The 20811-nt window shown below is 38.8% G+C and carries 18 protein-coding genes and 1 pseudogene; 16 read left to right on the forward strand and 3 right to left on the reverse strand.

Annotation, left to right across the window (positions count from 1 at the left end; genetic code table 11):
- Nucleotides 1-24: 24 nt before the first annotated feature.
- Nucleotides 25-849: a late competence protein ComER gene (gene comER / locus TY15_RS03560; protein ID WP_040207912.1), complete on the reverse strand. Its 825-nt coding sequence runs from the start codon at nt 847-849 to the stop codon at nt 25-27.
- A gap of 86 nt (nt 850-935) precedes the next feature.
- Between comER and TY15_RS03565 the strand changes: the two genes are divergently transcribed.
- The 3 genes and pseudogenes from TY15_RS03565 to TY15_RS03575 all read left to right on the forward strand — a co-directional run bounded on the left by TY15_RS03565 (nt 936) and on the right by TY15_RS03575 (nt 4522).
- Nucleotides 936-1583: a helix-hairpin-helix domain-containing protein gene (locus TY15_RS03565; RefSeq protein ID WP_040207914.1), complete on the forward strand. Its 648-nt coding sequence runs from the start codon at nt 936-938 to the stop codon at nt 1581-1583.
- Between the two features lie 68 nt (nt 1584-1651).
- Nucleotides 1652-2092 (forward strand): annotated as a pseudogene (locus TY15_RS03570) (ComE operon protein 2); the annotation flags it as partial.
- Between the two features lie 102 nt (nt 2093-2194).
- Nucleotides 2195-4522 (forward strand): DNA internalization-related competence protein ComEC/Rec2, encoded by a 2328-nt coding sequence (locus tag TY15_RS03575; protein WP_040207915.1) that lies wholly within the window; start codon nt 2195-2197, stop codon nt 4520-4522.
- A 128-nt stretch (nt 4523-4650) separates the two neighbouring features.
- Here TY15_RS03575 and TY15_RS23445 read toward each other — a convergent pair whose 3' ends face one another.
- Entirely contained in the window at nt 4651-4785 is a 135-nt protein-coding gene (locus TY15_RS23445) for a YqzM family protein (RefSeq protein WP_040207918.1), read from the reverse strand.
- 307 nt (nt 4786-5092) lie between these two features.
- On the opposite strand from TY15_RS23445, the gene holA reads away from it, so the two are divergent.
- Nucleotides 5093-6109 carry a DNA polymerase III subunit delta gene (holA, locus tag TY15_RS03585; protein WP_040208089.1) on the forward strand — a complete coding sequence of 339 codons (1017 nt, stop codon included), beginning with the start codon at nt 5093-5095 and terminating at the stop codon, nt 6107-6109.
- A 39-nt stretch (nt 6110-6148) separates the two neighbouring features.
- On the opposite strand, the gene rpsT is transcribed toward holA, so the two are convergent.
- Nucleotides 6149-6409 carry a 30S ribosomal protein S20 gene (gene rpsT / locus TY15_RS03590; protein WP_040207919.1) on the reverse strand — a complete coding sequence of 87 codons (261 nt, stop codon included), beginning with the start codon at nt 6407-6409 and terminating at the stop codon, nt 6149-6151.
- 208 nt (nt 6410-6617) lie between these two features.
- Between rpsT and gpr the strand changes: the two genes are divergently transcribed.
- The 12 genes from gpr (at nt 6618) to mtaB (ending at nt 20740) form a co-directional block, all read left to right on the forward strand.
- Nucleotides 6618-7736 carry a GPR endopeptidase gene (gpr, locus tag TY15_RS03595; RefSeq protein WP_040207920.1) on the forward strand — a complete coding sequence of 373 codons (1119 nt, stop codon included), beginning with the start codon at nt 6618-6620 and terminating at the stop codon, nt 7734-7736.
- Between the two features lie 136 nt (nt 7737-7872).
- Nucleotides 7873-9075, forward strand: a complete 1203-nt coding sequence (gene spoIIP, locus TY15_RS03600) for a stage II sporulation protein P (RefSeq protein ID WP_040207921.1) — start codon at nt 7873-7875, stop codon at nt 9073-9075.
- Nucleotides 9076-9090: 15 nt separating this feature from the next.
- Nucleotides 9091-9417: a DUF3679 domain-containing protein gene (locus TY15_RS03605; protein WP_040207923.1), complete on the forward strand. Its 327-nt coding sequence runs from the start codon at nt 9091-9093 to the stop codon at nt 9415-9417.
- Between the two features lie 135 nt (nt 9418-9552).
- Nucleotides 9553-11388, forward strand: a complete 1836-nt coding sequence (gene lepA / locus TY15_RS03610; RefSeq protein ID WP_040207924.1) for a translation elongation factor 4 — start codon at nt 9553-9555, stop codon at nt 11386-11388.
- Nucleotides 11389-11462: 74 nt separating this feature from the next.
- Entirely contained in the window at nt 11463-12605 is a 1143-nt protein-coding gene (gene hemW, locus TY15_RS03615) for a radical SAM family heme chaperone HemW (RefSeq protein ID WP_040207925.1), read from the forward strand.
- A 78-nt stretch (nt 12606-12683) separates the two neighbouring features.
- A complete protein-coding gene (hrcA, locus tag TY15_RS03620; protein ID WP_040207927.1) occupies nt 12684-13715 on the forward strand; it encodes a heat-inducible transcriptional repressor HrcA in 1032 nt (343 codons plus the stop codon).
- A 107-nt stretch (nt 13716-13822) separates the two neighbouring features.
- A complete protein-coding gene (gene grpE / locus TY15_RS03625) occupies nt 13823-14422 on the forward strand; it encodes a nucleotide exchange factor GrpE (protein ID WP_040207930.1) in 600 nt (199 codons plus the stop codon).
- Nucleotides 14423-14454: 32 nt separating this feature from the next.
- Complete coding sequence (gene dnaK / locus TY15_RS03630; RefSeq protein WP_040207931.1) at nt 14455-16281, forward strand: molecular chaperone DnaK; 1827 nt, start codon at nt 14455-14457, stop codon at nt 16279-16281.
- 131 nt (nt 16282-16412) lie between these two features.
- Complete coding sequence (dnaJ, locus tag TY15_RS03635; protein ID WP_040207932.1) at nt 16413-17543, forward strand: molecular chaperone DnaJ; 1131 nt, start codon at nt 16413-16415, stop codon at nt 17541-17543.
- Nucleotides 17544-17559: 16 nt separating this feature from the next.
- Nucleotides 17560-18501, forward strand: coding sequence for a 50S ribosomal protein L11 methyltransferase (gene prmA / locus TY15_RS03640; protein ID WP_040207933.1), 942 nt, complete (start codon nt 17560-17562; stop codon nt 18499-18501).
- Between the two features lie 108 nt (nt 18502-18609).
- Complete coding sequence (locus tag TY15_RS03645; protein WP_040207935.1) at nt 18610-19359, forward strand: 16S rRNA (uracil(1498)-N(3))-methyltransferase; 750 nt, start codon at nt 18610-18612, stop codon at nt 19357-19359.
- 7 nt (nt 19360-19366) lie between these two features.
- The gene (mtaB, locus tag TY15_RS03650; protein WP_040207937.1) at nt 19367-20740 is read left to right on the forward strand and encodes a tRNA (N(6)-L-threonylcarbamoyladenosine(37)-C(2))-methylthiotransferase MtaB; all 1374 of its coding nucleotides are present in this window, start codon (nt 19367-19369) and stop codon (nt 20738-20740) included.
- The last annotated feature ends 71 nt before the right edge of the window (nt 20741-20811 follow it).

Here is a 20811-nt window from a genome sequence, read left to right on the forward strand (position 1 = left end):
AGGATTTTGTCAAATAAAAGCGAATTAAAGATTAGAGAATTGTAATTCCACTTTAGCAAGTTCATCTTTAAACTTTGCATGTGTTGCTTGAAAAAGGTGTTCAAACACTAAACCAAGCTCGCTTTCTAGCACCTTTATTCCCTCACCAGTTATTCCACCCTTGACACAAACCTTTTCCTGTAATGACGGTAAGGTATAATGACCTTGCTTTAATAATTCACCGAGTCCAACAATCATTTCACTTGCAAAAATAGTGGCCGTTTCATGGTCAATTTTTGTTTCTTTTACTGCTGCCTGAATGAAACCTTGCAGAAGAAAACTGAAGAAGGCAGGGCCACAGCTAACGATATCAGAGGAAACCCGAGTTATATCTTCCTCAATACAAACGGGTACAGAAATCTTCGAAATTAACTTATTTATTTTTGCTTTCCATTGGTCACTACATCTATCTCCATACGTAACCAAAGACACTCCTGCTAAGGCGCGATTTGTGATGCTGGGGATCACTCGAATCACCGAACAGGAGACCAATTTTTCTAGTTGGTCTGTGCTGATTGGGCTCGTTATCGAAATGAGGCATTTTTCAGGGCCTAGGTATGGACTGATTTTTTCTAAAACGGTATTTACATCTAAAGGTTTAACGCAAATAAATAACACATCAGATAATGTTGCTACTTCTTCGGCATTTGCTCCCAGTCTAATCCCCTTATATTTATCTTTAAGCAACATGGCTTTTGATTTTGTTCTGTTTGTTACGATTAATGAAGAAGGGGATGTGGCCTTTCCATCAATCAAAGCCTCCACTATTATTCGCCCCATATTTCCGGTACCGATGATACCTATATTCATTTTCCGACCCTCCTTCAATGCAATATTCTTTTATAACAATATGAAAACGAAATGTGAAATATACCTTTAGAAAGGATGGATCCACTTTGAAAGACTGGTTAATTGAACATAAATTTTACCTTATTGTTGCTGTTTTAATATTATTTGGTGGCATTTATTATTTTTATGATGATGCTGCTGAAGATCATACAGCGGTTACTTCAGTTACTAACGATAATAAGCCGCAAGTGGAGGAAGAAGAAAAAACAGAAGATAAGACCCAAGCGACTCTGGCTCAGTCTGATATGGTGATGGTGGACGTAAAGGGGCAAGTAGCCCAACCGGGGGTTTATCAATCAAATACTGGAGAACGGGTTATTGATGTGATTGGAAGAGCAGGAGGCTTAACCGATCAGGCGGATCAAACACAAGTTAATTTTGCTGAACATGTAGTGGATGAAATGGTTATTTACATCCCAGCGAAGGGAGAGGAAGGGATAATAGTACCGGATGCCGCAGGTGGGGATGGAACCGCATCAGGCGGGGCTAGTAAGCAGCAGGGGAAAATAAATATTAATAAAGCTGATGTCCAAGAACTACAAAACTTACCAGGTGTTGGTCCAGCCAAAGCAGAAGCAATCATTGAATACCGGAATACAAGCGGTCCATTTAAGACGATTGAGGATTTGAAAAATATAAGTGGAATCGGGGAAAAAACGTTCGAAAAATTACAAGAAATGATTGCGGTGAATTGAATCTTCCATTGACCGATATGGACAAACACCATTACACTAAAAAGAAAAGAATGGTAGGAGTGGGAGTAGTGGAAAGAATTTCTTGGAATCAATACTTCATGGCACAAAGCCATTTGCTCGCATTAAGAAGCACATGCACTCGATTGACCGTGGGGGCAACAATTGTTAGGGATAAACGGATCATAGCTGGGGGCTACAATGGCTCTATTGCAGATGGTGATCATTGTATTGATAAGGGATGTTATGTGATTGATAATCATTGTGTAAGGACCATCCATGCGGAAATGAATGCATTGTTACAATGTGCTAAGTTTGGCGTCCCTACATCTGAGGCCGAAATTTATGTAACGCACTTTCCGTGCCTTCAATGCTGCAAAGCCATTATCCAAGCAGGTATAAAAACTGTCTATTATGCGATGGATTATAAAAATCATCCGTACGCAATCGAACTTTTTGAGCAAGCAAATGTAAAAGTAGAAAAAGTTGAATTAAAGGAAACGGTCATCGATTTTGGAAAGATAACACAATAATGTGATCCCGATACCGGCTTTTAGCCGGTGTCGTTGGTTGATTAGCAAAGATGGATAATACCATAAACGGAGAGGAAAAAGATGAATGGAAAATATGTTTATTTTGCTGTTGCTTCATTATTAGGGGTACTTACTGCACTTGTTTCATTTCTCCCTTTTTTTCTACTATCTCTTGGATATCTATTTTGTTTAGCTAAATATAAAAGGTTCGGGAGGTTACAACTATTCACTGTTGTGGTTACGATTATAGCTTATTTTCTTATCGGGGAATGGGTTGAAATAAATAACAAAACAGTCATTCCTGCCTCGACGACCACCTTTATGGTTAGATATATCCAAGATCCCAAAATCGACGGAGATTTATTTGAGGTCCAGGCATATGATACGAATTTCAAAGAAAAGCTCCTCATCCGTTATACCATCAAGTCTGAGAAAGAGAAAGCAGCATTACAACGTAAGGAGTTTTATCAGTGTCTATGTAGGGTTTCTGGCACAATGAAAAAACCAGCTATAGCTAAAAATCCGAATGGCTTTGATTATCGTACCTACCTGAGGGCAAAGAAAATTTATTGGATTGTTGATATACAAGGAAGCCCACTTCAACCATGCACTCCTATGAAATTCTCCCCCATTATTCTCATTAAACAGCTTCGTTTCAATGGAATCCATTATCTTGACAATCACTTTCCACCTGATATTGCTTCATTATCAGCTGCCCTTATTTTCGGTGACAAAAGTTTGCTTACCCCTGATTTATTAACGAGCTACCAAAAAACTGGCATTGTCCATTTGCTAGCCATTTCTGGCCTTCATGTTTCTTTATTTATTGGGATGATTTTTTATATCGGCATTAGATGTGGTCTGACGAGACAGTTTATGACGAATTTCCTGTTATTTACACTCCCTGGATACGCAATTTTAACCGGTGCTTCCCCTTCAGTCATTCGGTCCACTTTAATGATTTTCCTTGTCTTACTTACAGCTAAGAGGAAAAATCATCTCCATCTATTGCCAATTGATGCTATTAGCTTGGCAATTTTGATTTTTTTGCTGTTTTCGCCCCTCGTGATTTTTGATGTTGGCTTTCAGCTCTCCTTTATTGTTAGCTTCGCTATTATTTTGTCTGCCCCTCATATTTTACAAAGATATCAAAGAAACAGCATCCGGATGCTGGTCACTTCTGTCACGGCCCAGCTAGCTGCCCTTCCGCTACTTTTATATCATTACTTCGAACTATCGTTGCTGGGCATTTTTGCTAATTTGGTTTATATACCACTTTTTTCATTCGTTTATCTACCAGGAGTTTATTTGTTATATTTGAGTCACATACTGTTTGGGAAAACCCCAACACTCCTACTTGGTCTTTTTTTGAAAATGATTGAATTATCAAATCAGCTTATTGATTTACTTGGTCATTTTTCCTTTGGTCGTTTTATTCCAGGAAAGCCGAGTATCATCATGCTAATCATATACTTTCTCCTCATCGTTGCTATTTTTTACATTTGGGAAGGAAATCATTATACAAATAGGAGCCTCCAATTACTTATTTTGAGTATCACTTTGTTTTCGTTCCAAACTGCCTGGAATTGGCTAAAGCCTGTTGGCGAGGTAACCATGATTGATGTAGGGCAAGGGGATAGTATTTTGATTCATTTGCCACATGGAAATGGGAATATGCTGATCGATACTGGGGGAGCGGTGAATTTTGTTGAGGAGAAATGGAAACTGCGGTCGAAACCTTTTGAGGTAGGTCGTGATGTCGTTGTTCCATACTTGAAAGGAAAAGGGATTACAAAAATTGATAAACTAATCCTAACACATGGTGATATGGATCATATTGGGGGAGCTATAACGATTCTAAAAGAACTTGAGGTGAAACAAATCCTTATGCCTTCAGTGGCGGAACCATCCGAAGAAGAATTAGCAATCATCCAAGAAGCAAAAAAACAGGGAATCCCGATCAGAAAAGTGTCTGTCGATGATCAATGGAAAAGTACAGACAGTGAATTTTACATTCTGTCTCCTGAAATGAATTTTACAGGAGAGAGAAATAGTGGATCGATTGCATTTGTTGCCCAAATTGGGGGAGTAAGCTGGTTTTTTGGTGGTGACCTTGACCAGGAAGGTGAAGAGCGCATTTTAAGAAAATCCCCACGAATAGCTGTGGATGTGTTAAAAGTGGGACATCATGGTAGTAAAACATCAAGTGCCGAAGCATTTATTCAGCAATTAAAACCTCGTGTTGCTTTAATCTCTGCTGGTGAAAATAATCGGTTTGGACATCCGCATCAAGAAGTACTCGACCGTTTATACGAAACGAACACGATCATTTATCGAACAGATTTACAGGGGGCAATTACCTATCGTTTTTATCATGGAAAAGGAACCTTTTCGACCTATCTGCCATAAGATGTAGCAATCTCATCGTGAAGGGAAAGCGAAGCTTTACCGCGTTTCATGTGGAGATTTAATAAATCACCACATGAAAAAAGACTGCACCATTTGCAGCCTCTTTGATCACATTATGTAGCCATTCATTAAGAACCAATCAGCTTGATGGCGGTTGCGATGATAAATATTAAAGCAAAAAAGCCAAAAGAAACACCGAATCCCACACCAGAATCAATTGCATCATTACGGTTATCACGCACGTCTTTTTCAAAATGATTCACAAATACCCCTCCTATTTTCAACTATAGTATAAGCTATTTATCTAAAAAAATCCAGCACACCTTTAACCTACTTCCTATACTGACAAGAGTTGACAAAATAGTATGACTTGTGTTCGGTCACACTATGATTACAAAAGGAACTCCGCTAATAATAATAGATCCTAGGGCTTATTATTGTTAGCGTTCATATAGATCGGGAATTGGCATTTCTTTAGATAAGTTGTGCTAATTCCCTATAAGTACTTGTCAAATCGTCCAAGCTTCATTACGATAAGATGTGAGTGAAATGAAGGGAAGCGCTGGACAAATGGTATTGGATATTTGGAGAAAAATCAAACAAAAGGAAACTGCTCCTATATATTTATTGTATGGAACAGAGGCATTTTTAATTAATGAAACGAAGCAATTATTACTAAACCATATTTTGGACGAGGAAGAAAAGGATTTTAATTTTTCTGCATATGATTTAGAGGAAACGCCGATTGATGTGGCATTGGAGGATGCTGAAACCTTTCCATTTCTAGGCGAGCGAAAAGTCCTGTTTTTACATAATCCTGTATTTTTAACGGCAGAAAAAACAAAAGAAAAGGTGGATCATAACTTAGCGAAATTTGAAGCTTATCTGAAAGAGCCAGCACCTTACACCGTTTTGGTTATTTCTGCACCATATGAAAAATTGGATGAACGAAAAAGGATTACAAAAGAACTGAAAAAATGTGCGGAGGTAGTAGAAGCAAAAAAATTAAATGAACATGAATTAAAGGGCTGGGTAAAGGAACGGGCGAAAAGTAGCGGGATTGAATTTGAGGGAAATGCGATTGACCAATTACTTGCACTTGTTGGAACAAATATGTTTATGATCACGAGTGAAGTGGATAAATTGGCCTTATATGCTGCTGAACAAAAAAAAATTGATGTTAGTTTAGTGGAGAAATTAGTTGCCAGGTCACTAGAGCAAAATATCTTTACCTTAATTGAAAAGGTAGTGCAAAGAAGGCTAGATGAGGCATTGCGGATTTATTATGATCTGTTAAAGCAAAATGAGGAGCCTATTAAGATTTTAGCTTTATTATCAGGTCAATTTCGGTTAATTTATCAAGTAAAGGAGCTTTCAAGAAGAGGCTATGGACAACAGCAAATTGCTGGGTACTTGAAGACGCACCCGTTCCGAGTCAAGCTCGCACTTGGACAGGCTAATAAATTTACAGATGAAGAATTAGCTCATTTGATGGAACTTCTTGCAGAGGCAGACTACCAGATGAAAACGGGTGGGATGAACAAATCGCTATTAATTGAAATGCTGCTGTTTAAATTAAAAAAATAAAAACGATTCCTTTTAGGGGAATCGTTTTTTTGCTATTTCTTATAGAGAGTTAGCTTTTTTCATTAGACGTGATTTTTTACGAGCAGCAGCATTTTTGTGGATAAGCCCTTTTGCAGCAGCCTTGTCTAATTTACTAGCAGCAGTAACTAATGCTTCTTTTGCAGCAGTAGCGTCACTTGTAGTAACAGCAGCTTCAACTTTTTTAACAGCCGTACGCATAGCGGATTTAGCAGTTGTATTTTGAGCATTTTTAGCTTCGTTTGTTTTCACACGCTTAATAGCAGATTTAATGTTAGGCATTACTTTCACCTCCTACAAAGAATCGAGACTATATGAACTCGACTTTACATTCATCAATAATAAATCAGAACAAGAATTATTTTAACAAACGAGAGCCTATATTGCAATACTCATTTAAAAAGGAACTCGATTTTACTTGCATGTTTTCGGTTGATTGAGGGGAAAATAGGAAATAGTTTCTAATGATAGGGTTAGGAGTGAAGCGAAAATGAATGAATCAATCGATTTAAGTCAATTCTCTGTTCGAACTGATTTAGCCATTGAGGCAAGGGAAATGGTACTCGCTGGCAGGTCTGTTGGGCAAGAAAAAGACCTTTCGCAAATTGAAGGGGTTATTATTAAAGAGAAAGATGTTGACGATATAAAAATATCGTTAGTTGAGGTAACAAAACAAGGTGAGCAGCAGCTTGGTAAAAAAGCTGGCCGCTATTTAACTTTAGAAGTACAAGGGATCAGACAACAAAATACGGAAGTGCAACAAAAAGTAGAAGAAATCTTCGCAAGAGAGTTTGCCCATTTTTTAACAGGTTCAGGAATTAAAAAAACAGATTCATGTCTAGTAGTAGGACTAGGAAATTGGAATGTTACGCCAGATGCACTTGGGCCGATGGTATGTGAAAACCTGCTCGTAACCCGTCATTTATTTCAACTTCAGCCGGAAAATGTGGAGGAGGGCTATCGATCTGTTAGTGCCTTGTCACCCGGAGTAATGGGTTTAACAGGGATTGAAACAAGTGATATTATTTTTGGAGTAGTCGAAAAAACGAAACCTGATTTTGTGATTGCCATTGATGCATTGGCATCACGATCGATTGAACGGGTCAATTCCACCATCCAAATTTCCGATACGGGAATCCATCCGGGTTCAGGTGTGGGGAACAAACGAAAAGAGTTGAGTAAAGAAACTTTAGGCATTCCTGTGATTGCCATTGGTGTTCCAACGGTAGTAGATGCGGTTTCCATCACAAGTGACACGATCGATTTCATTCTTAAGCATTTCGGAAAAGAATTGAGAGAAGGGAATCGGCCTTCGAGGGCGCTTGCACCAGCGGGGATGAGTTTTGGAGAAAAAAGGAAGTTAACAGAGGAAGACTTACCTGAAGAAAAACATCGAAAGACGTTTATGGGAATGATTGGTACATTAGAAGATGAAGAAAAACGAAAATTAATTTACGAGGTTTTATCGCCAATTGGACATAATTTAATGGTGACGCCAAAAGAGGTCGATGTGTTCATCGAGGATATGGCCAACTTAATTGCCAATGGCTTGAACGCCTCACTCCACAGTGCTGTTGATCAAGAGAATGCTGGATATTATACAAAATAACATAGATGTGTGTAGAGCCCGATCGCTAAATAGGGCTCTTTATTTTTGACTAAGGTCGAATACCTCCAATTTTTTTGTTCTAGTAAATCTATTACTTTCATAAGATTTACTAGAATCAATGATGTGGGGTGAAACCATGAAAAAAGCCAAACCAACCGGTACGTTTATGAGCTTTCAAGGAACAAGCTTACTTAAAATTATTGCTACTCTATCACTTTTTATCATTTTGGTCTTTTCAATAAGTGGATTACTAACCTCGTTAAAGCCTCAATATAGACTAATGTCGTCGTCGGTTAATCAGGCGGCTATGAATGTAAATGGAGAATTACTCTATCAATTAATGGGCTGGGAGAATCATCATTTTTTAAAGGGAGAGAATTGGGCTACGGCCCCGAAATTGACGAGTCTAGTATTTAAACTTTCCAGCAATATTAATTTAGATGACCCTCGCAGTCTTCTTGGCAGGGAACTCCCTGGCTTCTTTCAATTCGATGGAAAAATACTTGTGGCAGGTGAAGGAACGAACTATACGAATATGCCGATTGAGTCATCGCCACCAATTGAAATTATGAAAGCAGAGCGTGAAGCAGCGTTGCAGAATTTAGAGGGTATTGAACCCCCAGTTGATGAGAAACCGCCTGCAACTCCTGATCAAACAACGGGCGATCATAAGGTTGTCTATGTTTATTTTACCCATAATCGGGAATCCTATTTACCGTATCTTAAAGGGGTAACAGACCCAGATAAGGCCTACCATTCGCAAATTAATGTCACAAAGATTGGTGATCAATTAAAAACGAGCCTAGAAGATCGCGGTATTGGTACCTTTATAGATAAAACAGATATACAAGCAAATCTTTATAAAAAGGGTCTAGATTATGCACGATCATATCAAGAATCTGGCCCAGTTGTTCAAGAGGCAATGGCTTCAAACCATGACTTACAATATTTTATAGATATTCACAGAGATGCGGGACGGAAAGCCAATACAACCAAAATGATTAACGGAAAATCATATGCAAAATTGGGCTTTATTATTGGCGGGAAAAATCCGAATTACGAAAAAAATGCGAAGTTGGCCACAGAGCTCCATGAACTTTTAGAAAAAAAGTATCCAGGATTAAGCAGGGGAGTCATTGTGAAGGGAGCAAGTTCTGGCAATGCAGTTTACAACCAAAATCTATCGGAAAATGCTATTCTAATCGAATTTGGCGGCGTCGATAATACATTTGAAGAATTAAATCTGTCTGCTGACGCACTTGCCGATGTATTTAGTGAATATTACTGGCAAGCAGAAAAAGTGAACGGGGATGCGGAACAATCAACGGATAAACAATAGTAAAGGGTGCTCTTTATGAAAATGTTTATGGTAAAAAGTATAGGCATTGCGTCATTAATGCTCATCTGCGTATTAACAGGCATGCAATTAGCAAATAACGGGATTGATAGAATGAAGGGTTACGATGATCCGAACTTTCAAACTGCTGTCAGTTTTCATGAGAAGGATAATCAAATAAATACATCCATTCTCGGCAATGATCTCACTAGCCATGATCTTGAAGCGAAAAAGAAAAAGCTTGAGGAAATAAATGCTTTTAACTTCTTCTCCTCGATGGGGAAAAAGATGTCAGAAGGGCTTACAAATTCATCCGATAAACTAATCCGATTCATAACGGATTAGGACAAAAGCGGTGCCATGGGTGCCGCTTTTGAAATGAGCGATAATAGGAAAATGGACTTTTGATTGAATCTTGAAACACCTGCTGATATAATCAGAAATAGTGTAAATGTGCGAGTATAGTAGGAGTGAAAGACCATGAACAGAGAAGAACGAATGAAACGACAATCAAAAATTAGAAATTTCTCGATAATTGCCCATATCGATCACGGGAAATCGACATTGGCTGACCGTATCTTGGAAAAAACCAATGCACTAACCTCTCGGGAAATGAAAGACCAGCTGTTAGATTCAATGGACCTAGAAAGAGAACGCGGGATCACCATTAAGTTAAATGCTGTTCAGTTAACATACAATGCTAAAGATGGAGAAGAATATATTTTCCATTTAATTGATACACCAGGACATGTCGATTTTACGTATGAGGTTTCAAGGAGCCTTGCAGCCTGTGAAGGGGCTGTTTTAGTTGTGGATGCAGCGCAAGGAATTGAAGCGCAGACACTAGCGAATGTTTACCTTGCCCTCGATAACGATCTTGAAATATTACCGGTCATTAATAAAATCGACTTACCTAGTGCCGATCCAGAGCGGGTCCGTGGTGAAATCGAGGAAGTTATCGGTTTGGATGCTTCTGATGCTGTATTAGCTTCAGCTAAAGCAGGTATCGGAATCGAAGAAATCCTTGAACAAGTTGTACAAAAGGTCCCTGCACCGACAGGAGATCCAGACGCACCATTAAAGGCCTTGATTTTCGATTCCCTTTATGATGCCTATCGTGGCGTTGTTGCGTATATTCGTGTTGTCGAAGGAACTGTTAAGGTTGGCGACAAAGTAAGAATGATGGCGACTGGGAAAGAATTTGAAGTAAATGAGGTTGGTGTATTTACACCAAAAGCAACGATGCGTGATGAGTTAACCGTTGGAGATGTTGGCTTTTTATCTGCATCAATAAAAAATGTCGGCGACACTCGTGTCGGTGACACGATTACAAATGCAAAAAATGGGGCTACAGAACCACTTCCTGGTTACCGAAAACTTAACCCAATGGTATATTGTGGGCTATATCCAATTGATACAGCGAAATTTAATGATTTGCGTGAAGCGCTCGAAAAGCTGCAGTTAAATGATTCCTCCCTTCAATTTGAACCAGAAACATCACAAGCACTTGGATTCGGTTTCCGCTGTGGATTCTTAGGATTACTTCATATGGAAATCATTCAAGAACGGATTGAAAGAGAATTCAAAATCGACCTTATTACCACTGCACCAAGTGTTATCTATCACGTGCATATGACAGATGATTCTGAAATAAAGGTGGACAATCCATCGGATTTACCAGATCCACAAAAAATCGACCGTGTGGAAGAACCCTATGTAAAAGCAACAATGATGGCGCCAAATGATTATGTGGGCACCATTATGGAGCTTTGCCAGCAAAAACGAGGAATTTTCGTTACGATGGAATATCTAGCTGAAAATAGGGTAAGTATCATCTATGAAATGCCATTAGCAGAAATTGTTTATGATTTCTTTGATCAATTGAAATCTAGTACTAGGGGCTATGCATCCTTCGATTATGAGCTAATTGGTTATAAACCATCTAGTCTGGTTAAAATGGATATATTGTTAAACGCTGAAAAAGTGGATGCGTTAAGCTTCATTGTTCATAAAGACTTTGCATATGATCGTGGGAAGATCATTGTTGAAAAACTGAAGGAACTTATCCCAAGGCAGCAGTTTGAGGTTCCAATTCAAGCCGCTGTTGGGCAAAAAATTATTGCTCGTTCTACCATTAAAGCCATGCGAAAGAATGTATTGGCTAAATGTTATGGTGGAGACATCTCCCGTAAACGTAAATTGCTTGAGAAGCAAAAAGAAGGGAAAAAACGGATGAAGCAAGTGGGATCTGTTGAAGTACCACAAGAAGCGTTTATGGCTGTACTAAAAATGGACGAAACCAATACAAAAAAATAAAACAAGTGGAGGTTAGAGATTGCCTATGAACAGGTTCTCCTAGCCTCTTTTTGTTCCAGAATAGAGGAAGAAACATGATCAATGCTGCATACCTTCATATCCCTTTTTGTGAGCATATTTGCCATTATTGTGATTTTAATAAAGTATTTCTAAAGGGCCAGCCAGTCGATGAATATTTGCTTGCACTTGACCAAGAGATGAAAATGACTTTAAAAGAGTTCCCTACTAAGGAACTTTCAACTATTTTTGTTGGAGGGGGCACACCAACTTCCTTGAATGAGAAGCAGCTTTTTCATTTTTGTGAAAGTATAAACAGAAATTTACCGAAAAGCGATCATATTGAATTTACCTTTGAAGCAAATCCAGGTGATTTAACGAAGGAAAAATTACAAATAGTAAAAGAGGCAGGGGTAAACCGAATAAGCCTTGGAGTGCAGACCTTTAATGAGGATTTACTAAAAAAAATCGGCCGTGTCCATAAAGCTGAGGATGTGTATAAAACAATTGAAAATGCTAAAAAGGTAGGCTTTGAAAATATCAGCATCGATCTTATTTTCAGTTTGCCTACCCAAACCGTAAATGATTTTAAAGAATCGCTAACAGAGGCTTTTTCACTTGATATACCTCACTTTTCTGCTTATTCCTTAATTATTGAACCGAAGACGGTCTTTTATAACTTATTAAAAAAAGGTAAGTTGCCGACCCCTGGTGAAGATCTGGAAGCCAGTATGTATGAAGTATTAATGGAAGAAATGGAAAAACACGGTTATAACCAATACGAAATTAGTAATTTTTCAAGGACTGGTTATGAAAGCAAACATAATCTTACTTACTGGAATAATGAATATTACTATGGGTTTGGGGCTGGTGCCCATAGTTATGTGAATGGATGGAGACGATCCAATTCAGGACCATTAAAAAAATATATGGATCAAATCCATAGTGGTAATCTTCCAATATTTGAAAATCATCAAGTTACAAAAGCAGAACAAATGGAAGAAGAAATGTTTCTTGGATTACGGAAAACAAACGGGGTATCGATCGTTCACTTTATGGAGAAATTTGCTTTAGATCCACTAAAACTATTTGAAAAAGAGCTGAAAGATTTAATCTCAAAACAATGGATAGAAGTGAAAAAGGACCACATATATTTAACAAAACAGGGTCGTTTTTTAGGTAATGAAGTTTTTCAGTCTTTTTTAGGAGTATGTAATTGACACCATCCCCCCTTTTTTGATAATTTATTAATATAATTAGCACTCGGTAACCATGAGTGCTAACAGAGGTGATGAATGTTGTTAACAGATCGTCAATTATTAATTCTTCAAGTTATTGTTGATGACTTTATTCGATCTGCCCAACCAGTCGGCTCAAGAAGCTTGTCGAAAAAAGAAGAGATTTCTTTGAGTTCAGCTACTATTCGCAATGAAATGGCAGACCTTGAAGAATTGGGGTATATTGAAAAGACACATACCTCTTCAGGGCGTGTCCCTTCAGAAAAAGGGTATCGGTATTATGTTGACCATTTACTGTCGCCTCAAGATCTCAATCAACAAGATATAGCCATTATACAGTCGATTTTTGCCGAAAGAATTTTTGAGTTTGAAAAAATAATCCAAAGATCTGCAAAAATATTGTCTGAACTAACTAATTATACATCAATCGTACTAGGTCCAGATGTAAGTATTAATAAGTTGAAAAAAATTCAAATCATCCCTTTAAATGAGGAAACAGCGGTGGCTATTTTTGTAACCGATACGGGGCATGTTGAAAATCGAACATTTTCCCTACCCGCCACCGTTGATGCCAGTGATATCGAAAAAACGGTAAATATTCTAAATGATCGATTATCTGGTGTTCCATTGGAAAATTTGAATGATAAGATATATAAGGAAGTAGCTATGCTTCTACGACAGCATATTCATAATTATGATTTTATGCTGCATACGATTTTAGATTCTTTTAAAATGCCTTTAACAGAAAAGCTATTCTTTGGTGGGAAAACAAATATGTTAAGCCAGCCAGAGTTTCACGATGTAGCTAAAGTTCGAAGTCTTTTAACGATGATTGACCAAGAAGAATGGTTCTATAATTTAATCAGAACAGGTTCAGCAGGAATCCACGTTAAAATTGGCACAGAAAATAATAATAGTGCAATGGATAACTGTAGTTTAATTACTGCTTCCTATTCAGTGGGATCTGAAAAATTAGGAACGATTGCTATCTTAGGGCCAACTCGAATGGAATATTCTCGAGTCATTAGTTTACTGCAATTTTTAAGTAGAGATTTGACGACGGTATTAACCAAGCTGTATCAAAATAATTAGGTCTGGTAATATTTAGGAAGGGTGAAAGGCAATTAAGTTCACCCCCCTTCCCATATCGATGTATTTTCCGATAATTTGTTACAAATCCTTTAAGGGAGGTGAGTAAGTTGACGAATGAGAAAAACAATACAATCAATGAAGAAGTAATAATTGAAAATAAGGATCAAGTTGAACTTACAGAGGAAGCAGTGATAGAGCCTGTTTTTGATGAAGGGGAATCTACGCACCAAGATGATGCTGATCCTACAAATGAGCAGCGGCTAGAATTGCAACTTTTAAAGGATAAGCTAGAAGAAGCCGATAATCGTTATCTACGACTTCAAGCAGATTTTGATAATTTCCGCCGACGCACTAGATTAGATCTAGAAGCGAGTGAAAAATATAGAGCCCAAAAATTAATTACAGATTTACTACCTGCATTGGATAATTTTGAAAGAGCTATGAAGGTGGAAGTAGACAACGAACAAACCAAATCATTGCTGCAAGGAATGGATATGGTTTATCGAGGATTGGTAGATGCCTTGACGAAAGAAGGGGTAGAACTAATCGAAGCAGTTGGAAAAGAGTTTGATCCACATCTCCATCAAGCTGTCATGCAGGGTGAGGATGCTAATTATGGCTCAAACATTGTTACAGATGAATTTCAAAAGGGTTATTTATTAAAGGATCGAGTGATCCGTCCAGCAATGGTAAAAGTAAATCAATAAAGTTACATATATTTTTCTAGGAGGAAAAGGGTATGAGTAAAATAATCGGTATTGACCTTGGTACAACAAACTCTTGTGTATCTGTACTGGAAGGGGGAGAACCAAAAGTTATCCCGAATCCTGAAGGCAATCGTACAACTCCATCAGTTGTAGCCTTTAAAAATGGTGAACGTCAAGTAGGGGAAGTGGCAAAGCGCCAAGCCATTACTAACCCAAACACTATTATTTCAATCAAAAGACATATGGGTACAGATTATAAGGTGGAAGTGGAAGGTAAAAACTATACTCCACAAGAACTTTCTGCTATTATCCTTCAACATCTAAAATCATATGCTGAGGACTATCTTGGTGAACCAGTTTCAAAGGCTGTTATTACAGTACCTGCCTATTTTAATGATGCTGAGCGTCAAGCAACGAAAGATGCAGGTCGAATTGCGGGTCTTGAAGTGGAACGTATTATCAATGAACCAACTGCGGCAGCACTTGCTTATGGTTTAGATAAGACAGACCAAGACCAAACCATTCTTGTCTATGACCTTGGTGGTGGTACGTTTGACGTTTCCATTCTTGAACTTGGGGATGGCGTATTTGAAGTAAAAGCAACAGCTGGTGATAACCGCCTTGGTGGGGATGACTTTGACCAAGTGATTATCGACTACCTAGTGGAACAATTTAAAAAGGAAAATGGCATTGATCTTGCACAAGATAAAATGGCATTACAACGCTTAAAGGATGCTGCTGAAAAGGCGAAAAAAGATTTATCAGGTGTGACTTCTACACAAATTTCTTTACCGTTTATCACAGCGGGTGCAGCTGGACCACTTCACCTTGAAGTAACAATGTCTAGAGCAAAATTTGATGAACTATCAGCTCCACTTGTTGAGCGAACCATGGGACCAACTCGTCAAGCATTAAGTGATGCAGGATTATCTCCATCACAAATTGATAAAGTGATCCTTGTAGGTGGTTCAACACGTATTCCTGCTGTCCAAGAAGCTATTAAAAACGCAACAGGTCAGGAACCACACCGTGGCGTTAATCCAGACGAAGTAGTTGCGATGGGTGCAGCTATTCAAGGTGGCGTTATCACTGGTGATGTGAAGGACGTTGTCTTACTTGATGTTACTCCACTTTCACTTGGTATCGAAACAATGGGTGGTGTATTTACTAAATTAATCGATCGTAATACAACCATTCCAACATCTAAATCACAAGTATTCTCAACTGCCGCTGATAGCCAAACAGCTGTTGATATCCATGTCCTTCAAGGGGAACGTCCAATGGCTGCGAATAATAAGACACTTGGCCGCTTCCAATTGTCCGATATTCCACCGGCACCACGTGGAATTCCGCAAATTGAAGTAACATTTGATATTGATAAAAACGGAATTGTTAACGTTCGCGCTAAGGACCTTGGTACAAATAAAGAACAACAAATTACCATTAAGTCATCTACAGGTCTGTCTGATGAAGAAATTCAAAAAATGGTCAGAGAAGCAGAAGAAAATGCGGATGCAGATAAACAACGTAAAGAGGAAGTGGAGCTTCGCAATGAAGCGGACCAACTAGTCTTTACAACTGAAAAAACATTGAAAGATCTTGAAGGAAAAGTCGATGCTGATGAGGTTTCAAAAGCAAATGAAGCAAAAGATGCATTGAAAGAAGCAATTGAAAAGAATGATTTAACTGAAATTCGTTCTAAAAAAGATGCCCTTCAAGAAATCGTACAAGCTTTGACGGTTAAACTTTATGAGCAAGCTGCCCAACAAGCACAGCAAGCAGGTCCTGAAGCTGGAAATACTGCTGGCAATGACGATGTGGTTGATGCAGAGTTTGAAGAAGTAAAAGACGACAAGTAAGTTAGACGATTTTCGATGTAAAAGTCAACGAAAAGTCAAAGTCAGAACAACCGGCTTTGGCTTTTTTATTGCATTACTTTATTAAAGGGTGTTACAATAATTTTTATGTGACAGATTCGGGAGTGGTAATCATGAGTAAACGAGATTACTATGAAGTGCTGGGAGTTAGTAAGAGCGCTTCAAAGGATGAAATAAAAAAGGCCTATCGTAAACTTTCTAAACAATATCATCCAGATATTAATAAAGAACCAGATGCTGCTGATAAGTTTAAGGAAATTGCTGAAGCCTATGAAGTGTTAAGCGATGAGCAAAAAAAGGCCCATTATGACCAATTTGGCCATACTGATCCGAACCAAGGTTTTGGTGGCAGCGGCGATTTTGGTGGCGGTTTTGGTGGGTTTGAAGATATCTTTAATACGTTCTTTGGCGGTGGTGGTGGATCAAGAAGACGTGATCCTAACGCGCCAAGACAAGGTGCCGACCTTCAATATACAATGACAGTATCTTTTGAAGAAGCGGCATTTGGAAAAGAAACGGATATTGAGATTCCACGTGAAGAAACGTGTACGACTTGTAGTGGGTCTGGTGCAAAACCAGGTACTAAGCCTGAGACGTGTCAGCATTGCCATGGAACAGGGCAGTTGAATGTGGAGCAGAATACCCCATTTGGAAGAATTGTGAACCGTCGTACATGTCATCACTGTAACGGGACAGGAAAAGAAATTAAACATAAATGTTCAACGTGCGGTGGAAAAGGGAAAGTGCAAAAACGTAAAAAGATTCATGTCAAGATTCCAGCTGGGATTGATGATGGTCAACAACTTCGCATTGCTGGTCAAGGTGAAGCTGGCTTTAATGGCGGTCCAGCAGGAGATCTATATGTAGTATTTCAAGTCCGTCCACATGAGTTTTTTGAAAGAGATGGCGATGATATTTATTGTGAAATGCCCATTACGTTTGTGCAAGCCTCATTGGGCGATGAAATTGAAGTTCCAGCTCTTAATGGAAAAGTAAAACTTAAAATTCCAGCTGGTACACAAACCGGGAAAAAATTCCGCTTAAAAGGAAAAGGGATCCCGAATGTTCGTGGCTATGGTGTGGGGGATCAGTATATTATTGTCCGAATTATCACACCAACGAAGCTAACGGATAAACAAAAGCAGCTTCTTCGGGAGTTTGCAGACCTAACTGGGAGTTCACCAATTGGGGAGCATGAAGAAAGTTTTTTCTCAAAAGTAAAACGAGCATTTAAAAGCGAGTAAGGATGGAGTTGGTAGAATGAAGTGGTCAGAAATTAGTATCCACACAACAAACGAGGCGATCGAACCTATTTCGCATATTTTACATGAGGCTGGTGCGAGCGGTGTAGTCATTGAAGATCCATTTGAATTGACGAAAGAAAGGGAAGATCAATTCGGAGAAATCTACCAACTCAATCCAGATGATTACCCAGAAGAAGGCGTCATTGTAAAAGCCTATTTACCTGTGAACAGTTTCCTAGGAGAAACGGTGGAAGCTATCAAGGAATCGATTAATAATCTAATCATTTACGATATTGATTTAGGCTTAAATCATGTCACGATTAGTGAAGTGAATGAAGAAGAATGGGCAACAGCTTGGAAGAAATACTATAATCCTGTTAAAATTTCTGAAAAATTTACGATTGTTCCAACATGGGAAATATATGAACCGGTAAGTAGTGATGAATTAATTATTGAATTAGATCCTGGTATGGCGTTTGGCACAGGGACACATCCTACGACTGTTATGTGTATCCAAGCTTTGGAAAGAACCGTTCTTTCAGGTGATCGAGTCATAGATGTGGGGACTGGATCAGGAGTATTAAGTATTGCCGCCGCCATGCTGGGGGCGGAAGATGTAAGAGCCTACGATCTTGATGAAGTGGCGGTAACATCTGCTAAGTTGAATATCAAGTTGAATAAGGTAAGTAATAAGATATCCATTTCACAAAACAATCTCTTAGATGGTGTGGAGGAAAACTCCGCAGATGTCATTGTCGCAAATATTTTAGCGGAAGTAATCCTTAGGTTTACAGATGATGTAGCCCGTGTAGTGAAACCAGGTGGAACCTTTATTGCATCTGGAATCATTCAGCAGAAAAAAGACCAGGTTAAAGAAGCTTTATTGGCAGCAGGGTTTGATATTACTGAGACCATTCTTATGGAAGATTGGGTTGCGATTATTGCGAAAAGGAAATAGTGAATGACAAAAGGGGTGAAAGAAACCCCTTTTTATTTTTCTAACTTTTCATCTAAACCTATCTTTAGTAAAATAAAGAGTAAAATGTTTTAGAGAGGGTGCAAAAGTGTGCAACGGTACTTTGTTAAACAAGAAGCAATCGATGATCATTTTTTTATCGATGAAGAAGACCGCCATCATATTGTGAAGGTTATGCGGATGCAAAAAGGTGATCAAATTATTTGCGTGGATCCGAAAGGAAAACAAGCGGTTTGCAGGCTTGCAGAAATTACCGATTCAAGTGTCGTTGCAGACGTTGTACAATGGGATGATGGGATTTCAGAGCTTCCCATCTCGATTACGATTGCAAGTGGTCTGCCGAAGGGGGACAAGCTGGAGTGGATTATCCAAAAGGGGACAGAACTTGGTGCACATCAATTTATCCCGTTTGCAGCTGCTCGATCAATCGTAAAGTGGGATGAGAAAAAAAGTACGAAGAAAATAGAAAGATGGCAGAAAATCGCAAAAGAAGCTGCCGAACAGTCGCATCGTTCTTTTATGCCTGAAATCATTAGCCCGATGAGCTTTAAAGAAATGCTGGAAAAAAGTAATGAATATCATTATAAATTAGCTGCCTATGAGGAGGAAAGTAGAAATGGTGAAACATCTGTTTTATCCTCTACCCTCCAAAAAATGAATAAAGGTGAATCACTACTTTTGGTTTTTGGACCAGAAGGCGGTCTTGCCGAAGAAGAGGTAAAGCAATTAAAGGATCATGGGTTTAGATTATGCGGATTAGGTCCACGAATATTAAGAACGGAAACGGCTCCCTTGTATTCACTTGCAGCCATTTCCTATCATTTTGAATTATTGAGGTGAGATTCCAATGGCAACAGTTGCATTTCATACATTAGGATGCAAGGTAAACCATTATGAAACAGAGGCCATTTGGCAGTTGTTTAAACAAGAAGGTTATGACCGGGTTGATTTTGAAGCAAGTTCCGATGTTTATATTATTAATACATGTACAGTAACAAATACAGGCGATAAAAAAAGTCGTCAAGTCATTCGACGAGCTGTTAGAAAAAATCCGGATGCCGTTATTTGCGTGACGGGGTGTTATGCTCAAACCTCTCCAGCAGAAATTATGGCAATCCCTGGTGTGGATATTGTCGTAGGAACACAAGACCGCGTGAAAATGCTTAAATACATTGAGCAATATAAGACGGAGCGCCAACCCATTAATGGGGTAGGCAATATTATGAAAAATCGGGTATACGAAGAGCTTGATGTTCCTTCCTTTACTGATCGAACTCGGGCATCGTTAAAAATCCAAGAAGGCTGCAATAATTTCTGTACCTTCTGTATTATTCCGTGGGCGCGCGGTTTAATGAGATCGCGTGATCCAAAAGAAGTCATTCACCAAGCACAGCAGCTTGTAGATGCAGGATATAAGGAAATTGTACTGACAGGTATTCATACGGGTGGTTATGGGGAAGACATGAAAGATTACAATCTTGCCGCATTACTTCGTGATTTAGAAGCAGGCGTTACAGGGTTGGAACGGCTCCGTATTTCATCAATTGAAGCTAGTCAAATTACGGATGAAGTCATTGAAGTGATTAATCAATCTAATATCGTTGTCCGTCATTTGCATATTCCCATTCAATCCGGCTCAAATACGGTTCTAAAGCGTATGCGCCGTAAGTATACAATGGAATTCTTTGGCGAAAGATTAGAGCGTCTGAAAGAAGTTCTTCCAGGTTTAGCGGTTACCTCTGACGTAATTGTTGGCTTCCCAGGCGAAACAGAAGAAGAATTTATGGAAACATACAATTTTATAAAAAATCATAAATTCTCAGAACTCCATGTCTTCCCATATTCGAAGCGAACGGGCACACCAGCTGCAAGAATGGATGATCAAGTCGATGAAGAAGTGAAAAACGAACGTGTCCACCGGTTAATTTCCCTTTCAGATCAACTTGCAAAGGAATATGCTTCCCTTTTTGAAGGTGAAGTTTTAGAGGTCATTCCTGAGGAAGAATATAAGGAGGAAGGCACTTCTGGCTTGTATATCGGCTATTCTGATAACTACCTGAAAGTAGTCTTCCCTGCTACGGAAGAAATGATTGGTAAGATTGTCAAAGTGAAAATAACTAAGGCGGGCTATCCATATAACGAAGGTGAGTTTGTTCGAGTTATGGAAGATTCTGCGCGTATGAAGTCAGAAATTTTTACTAAAGAAGAAGCAGCCATTTAAGTCAAAAGGACCCACGCAGGGTCCTTTTTGAATTTGGATATACTATCTTCAGCCCCCAATTTCTATCTAAA

Origin of the sequence: Neobacillus jeddahensis, assembly GCF_000612625.1 — a bacterium.
In the GTDB taxonomy this organism is placed as follows: domain Bacteria; phylum Bacillota; class Bacilli; order Bacillales; family Cytobacillaceae; genus Neobacillus; species Neobacillus jeddahensis.